Origin of the sequence: Frankia sp. AiPs1, from assembly GCF_023716945.1 — a bacterium.
Lineage (GTDB): Bacteria > Actinomycetota > Actinomycetes > Frankiales > Frankiaceae > Frankia.
This window is the reverse complement of record NZ_JAMQQF010000424.1, coordinates 1-5,334: the sequence shown is the minus strand read 5'-3', so window position 1 is coordinate 5,334 and position 5,334 is coordinate 1. Positions and strand designations below refer to the sequence as shown.

Below are 5,334 nucleotides of genomic sequence, written 5' to 3'. Positions count from 1 at the left end.
GACGGACTCGGCGCGCCGGCCAGCCCCGGCGACCCGACCGCGGACCGCGACCCGATCGCGGACCGGCGCCGACTGCTCGCCGGCGGCTTCGTCTACGGCATGGTCATCCAGCACGAGCACCAGCACGACGAGACGATGCTCGCCACCCATCAGCTGCGCGCCGGACCGCCGCTGCTCGCCCCGGGACAGCCGCCGCCGCCCGGGCGGACCGTCCCGCGCGCCGAGGTGCTGGTACCGGCCGGGCCGTGCACGCTCGGCACGAGCACCGAGCCCTGGGCCTACGACAACGAGCGGCCCGCGCACCGGGTGGACCTGCCGGCGTTCTGGATCGACACCCTGCCGGTGTCCAACCGGGCGCACATCGCCTTCATCGACGCCGGCGGCTACGACGACGAGCGGCTGTGGTCGCCCGCAGGCTGGCAGTGGCGTCGCCAGGAGAACCTGACCGCGCCGGCGTTCTGGTGGCGCGACGGCGAGGTGTGGCTGCGCCGGCGCCTCGGCCGGGTCGAGCCGGTGCCACTCGACGAGCCGGTCCAGCATGTCTGCTGGTACGAGGCCGAAGCGCACGCCCGCTGGGCCGGCCGCCGGTTGCCCACGGAGGCCGAGTGGGAGAAGGCCGCCGCCCACGACCCGGCCACCGGACGTTCACGACGCTATCCGTGGGGGGACACCGATCCGACGCCGGAGCATGCCAACCTTGGGCACCGCACGAGTGGCCCGGCCCCGCTGGGGGCCTTTCCCGCGGGCGCGAGTCCCTGCGGAGCCGAGCAGATGATCGGGGACGTGTGGGAATGGACCGCGAGCGGTTTCACCCCATACCCGGGTTTCCGGTCCCACCCCTACCGCGAGTACAGCGAGGTCTTCTTCCCGAAGCCGGGGGCGGATTCGGCGTTCCGGATCCTGCGCGGAGGAAGCTGGGCGACGGCTCCCGCGGCCGTGCGCACCACCTTCCGCAACTGGGACTACCCGATTCGCCGCCAGATCTTCGCGGGCTTCCGCCTGGCCCGCGACGCCGGCTGAGCCGATGTGCCGTCACCTTGCCTGGCTCGGCGCGCCGCGCACCCTGGCGCGGCTGACCATGGAGGCACCGCACAGTCTGCTGCACCAGTCCTGGGCGCCGCGCCGGATGCGGCACGGGACGATCAACGCCGACGGGTTCGGGGTCGGCTGGTACGCCCCGGCGCTGCGCGCGCAGCCGGCCCGGATCCGCCGCGCGGTACCGATGTGGACGGACGCCTCCTACGCGTCGATGGCGGGCACGATCGCGTCCGGCTGCGTGCTGGCCGCGGTCCGCAGCGCCAGCGTGGGCATGCCGGTGGAGGAGTCCTCGACGGCTCCGTTCACCGACGGGACCCGGCTGCTCAGCCACAACGGACGCGTCGACCCCACGGCCGTGCGGGCGCTGCTGCGAGAGCGGCCCGATGCGCCCACGCCCGACTCCGCGTGCGACTCGGCGCTGCTGGCCGCGCTGGTCTGGGAGCGGGCCGCGACGCGCCCCCTGGCCGACGCCGTGGCCGACGTGGTGCTGTCCCTGAGCGGCGCCGGGCTCGCGGACCGGCGGGCGGGTGGCGCCGTGCCCTGGGCCGGCGACTGGACGGCCGGCGCGGGACCTGAACCCGCACCGCAGTCGGCGGCGGTGGCCCCTGCCGCCGTGGCCCGGCTGAACCTGCTCGTGACGGACGGCACCCAGCTCGTGGCGACCTCCTGGCTGGACAGCCTGTCCTACCGAGTGGAGCCCGACGGCGTGCTGGTCGCAAGCGAGCCGGATGATGACGAGCCGGGCTGGATCGACATTCCGGACCATCATCTCCTCATGGCCGACACACGCAAAGTCACTCTTCGTAGCTTGATCCCCTAGATCGGTTACTGTGGGTTGCACCACGTCGATGAAGGGCGCCACGATGACAGCGAGGACTTCGACGACCACCCCCGCGGGTGCCGCCGGCCCGGACGGCTCGGCGCAACCGCTGGCGGGGCTGATCGTGGACCGGCACGTGAACGCGGCGGATCGCGCCGTCAACCTGGCCCGCGACGTGCTCGCCGGGCTCACCGGGAACCCGCGGGAACTGCCGCCCAAGTGGTTCTACGACGCCACCGGCGGCATGCTGTTCGACGAGATCACGAGGCTGCCGGAGTACTACCCCACCCGGCGCGAGCGGGCGATCCTCGACAGCCACGCGGGCGCCATCGCGGCCGCCTGTGCCGCGGACACCCTCGTCGAACTGGGCTCGGGTACGTCCGAGAAGACCCGGCTGCTGCTCGACGCCCTGCGCGCCGACGGCGGCCTGCGCCGGTTCGTCGCGTTCGACGTCGACGAGGCCACGCTGACGCAGGCCGGCCGCAGCCTCATCGCCACCTACCCGGACCTGGCCGTGCATGCCGTCGTCGGCGACTTCGAGCGGCACCTGGCGCGCCTTCCCGGCGGCGGCCGGCGGCTGATCGCCTTCCTCGGCGGCACCATCGGCAACATGCGGCCCGCCCAACGCGAGGCCTTCCTGCGCGCGCTGCGCGAGCAGTGCGGCTCCACCGACGCCCTGCTGCTCGGCACGGACCTGGTCAAGGATCCGGACCGGCTCGTCGCCGCCTACGACGACGGAGCCGGGGTGACCGCCGCGTTCAACCGCAACGTGCTCACCGTGATCAACCGAGAGCTGGGCGCGGATTTCGACATCCGCGGCTTCGCGCACGTCGCCCGCTGGAACGCCGCGGACTCCTGGATCGAGATGCGGCTGCGCGCGGTCCGCGACCAGCAGGTGACCATCGATTCCCTCGCGCTGGCCATCGAGTTCCAGCGCGGGGAGGACCTGCTGACCGAGATCAGCGCCAAGTTCACCCGGGACGGCATCACCGCGGAGCTGGCGGACGCCGGCTGGGCGGTGGCCCAGCAGTGGACCGACCCCGAGGGAGACTTCGCCGTGACCCTCGCGACGCCCTCGACCGCGCCCTCTGCAGCCCCGGTCTGACAGGGCCGCACCCCGACGTCAGCCGCACCCCGACGTCAGCCGCACCCCGACGTCAGCCGCACCCCGACGTCAGCCACCGAGGAGGCTGACGTCGCGGGCGGCTCCGGTCGACGCCGAGGTCGCCATCGCGGCGTAGGCACGCAGGGCCGCCGAGACGGGACGCTCCCGGTCCGCCGGCCGGTAGCCGCCGGCCGCCGCCAGCTCGGCCCGGCGCCGCGCCAGCTCCTCGTCCGAGACGAGCAGCTCCAGCCTGCGCGTCGGAATGTCGATGTCGATCACGTCGCCGTCTCGGACGAGGGCGATCGTGCCGCCGTGCGCAGCCTCCGGCGAGACGTGGCCGATCGACAGGCCCGAGCTCCCACCGGAGAACCGGCCATCGGTGATCAGCGCGCACTTGGGGCCGAGGCCTCGCCCCTTGAGGAAGGCGGTCGGGTACAGCATCTCCTGCATGCCCGGGCCGCCGCGGGGGCCCTCATACCGGACGATGATCACATCTCCGGGCTGGACCCGCTTGGTCAGGATGGCGTCGACCGCGTCCTCCTGGCTCTCGACGACAAGCGCCGGGCCGCGGAAGGACCACTGGCTTTCGTCCACCCCGGCGGTCTTGACGACCGCACCGTCGACGGCGAGGTTGCCAAAGAGCACGGCCAGGCCGCCTTCAGCCGAATAGGCGTGCTCGGCCGAGCGGATGCAACCGTTCTCCGCATCGGTGTCGAGGGAATCCCAGCGGTTGGTGGTGCTGAACGGCTCGATCGTGCGCACCCCACCCGGCGCCGCGTGAAACAGCTCCACCGCGTCCGGCGAGGGACTCGCGCCGCGGATGTCCCAGCGGTCGAGGAACTCTCGCAGGCTGGCCGCGTGCACCGAATGGGTGTTCTGGTCGAGCAGGCCGGCCCGGTCGAGCTCACCGAGGATCGCCGGGATCCCGCCGGCGCGGTGCACGTCCTCCATGTAGTAATGGGCGGAGCTGGGCGCCACCTTGCACAGGCAGGGCACGGTGCGCGAGATCTGGTCGATGTCGGCGAGCGTCACGTCGACGCCGGCCTCGACGGCCGCGGCGAGCAGGTGCAGCACGGTGTTCGTGGAGCCGCCCATGGCCACGTCCACGGCGAAGGCGTTGCGGAACGCCGCGGCCGTCGCGATCGAGCGGGGCAGGACCGCCTCGTCGTCCTTCTCGTAGTAGCGCCGGGCCAGGTCGACGACGAGCCGGCCGGCCTCGACGAACAGCTCGCGGCGGGCGGCGGCGGTGGCCAGCGTCGAGCCGTTGCCCGGCAGGGACAGGCCCATCGCCTCGGTCAGGCAGTTCATCGAGTTCGCGGTGAACATCCCGGAGCAGGAGCCGCAGGTCGGGCAGGCCGACCGCTCGATCGTCGACAGGTCGCTGTCGGAAACCTCCGGGTTGACCGCCGCGGACATCGCCGTGATGAGGTCCAGCTTGGATCGGGCCGTGTTGCCGGAGATCACCGCGTTGCCGGACTCCATCGCCCCGCCGGAGACGAACACGGTCGGGATGTTGAGCCGCAGCGCCGCCAACAGCATGCCAGGGGTGATCTTGTCGCAGTTGGAGATGCAGACCAGTGCGTCGGCGCAGTGGGCGTTGACCATGTACTCGACGCTGTCGGCGATGATCTCCCGCGACGGCAACGAGTACAGCATCCCGCCGTGCCCCATCGCGATGCCGTCGTCGACCGCGATCGTGTTGAACTCCCGGCCCACTCCCCCGGACTCCGCAATTGCCTCCGCGACCAGGGCGCCGAGGTTACGCAGGTGCACGTGGCCCGGCACGAACTGGGTGAAGCTGTTCGCAATGGCGATGATCGGCTTACCGAAGTCGTCATCGGTCATGCCGGTCGCACGCCACAGGGCGCGGGCCCCGGCCATGTTCCGGCCATGCGTGGTGGTACGGGAGCGGAGAGCGGGCATCTCGACCTCGGACGTCACATCGGCTACGCCCCGACAGGGACCGCCGGCAGCGGACTGGCGATGCCACGACGGTACGCCACATCTCGGGCGCCGCCCTGCGCGGCGGCCCCGTCACCCCGAAGCCACGCGGGTCACCTCGCACCCGTCCCCGACTCCCCGGAGAGTTCCGCGCCGATTCGTCCCTCTGGATGATCGGGCTCCGGGCTCCGCGGACCGCGGACCGCGGACCGCACCAGGTTGCCTGGTCCATCCGCGGGCTGCGCACGCCGCTTCGTTCCCTGTGGACAGACGGAGGCAGGCCGGGAATCTGGCGCCGAGGTCGAGGTCTGGCGGCGGGTCGAGATCAGGCGGTGAGTCGAGATCAGGCGGTGGGTCGGTCAGTCGTCGGAGTCGGGTTCGTCGGGTGCCGACCGCGGCTGCCGGGGCGACGCGTCGCCCGGACGCTGCC

4 protein-coding genes are annotated in these 5,334 nt (G+C 72.5%); 3 read left to right on the top strand and 1 reads right to left on the bottom strand.

Going from position 1 to position 5,334, the window contains the following annotated elements; all coding sequences use genetic code 11:
* The 3 genes from ND748_RS24475 to egtD form a co-directional block, all read left to right on the top strand.
* Nucleotides 1–1,020, top strand: a 1,020-nt coding sequence (locus ND748_RS24475; RefSeq protein ID WP_251748323.1) for an SUMF1/EgtB/PvdO family nonheme iron enzyme, incomplete at its 5' end; no start/stop codon positions are given.
* Nucleotides 1,021–1,024: 4 nt separating this feature from the next.
* Nucleotides 1,025–1,858, top strand: coding sequence for an ergothioneine biosynthesis protein EgtC (gene egtC, locus ND748_RS24470; RefSeq protein WP_251748321.1), 834 nt, complete (start codon nt 1,025–1,027; stop codon nt 1,856–1,858).
* 43 nt (nt 1,859–1,901) lie between these two features.
* The gene (gene egtD, locus ND748_RS24465) at nt 1,902–2,963 is read left to right on the top strand and encodes an L-histidine N(alpha)-methyltransferase (protein ID WP_251748319.1); all 1,062 of its coding nucleotides are present in this window, start codon (nt 1,902–1,904) and stop codon (nt 2,961–2,963) included.
* A 69-nt stretch (nt 2,964–3,032) separates the two neighbouring features.
* On the opposite strand, the gene ilvD is transcribed toward egtD, so the two are convergent.
* A complete protein-coding gene (gene ilvD / locus ND748_RS24460) occupies nt 3,033–4,886 on the bottom strand; it encodes a dihydroxy-acid dehydratase (protein WP_251748317.1) in 1,854 nt (617 codons plus the stop codon).
* Between the last annotated feature and the right edge of the window lie 448 nt (nt 4,887–5,334).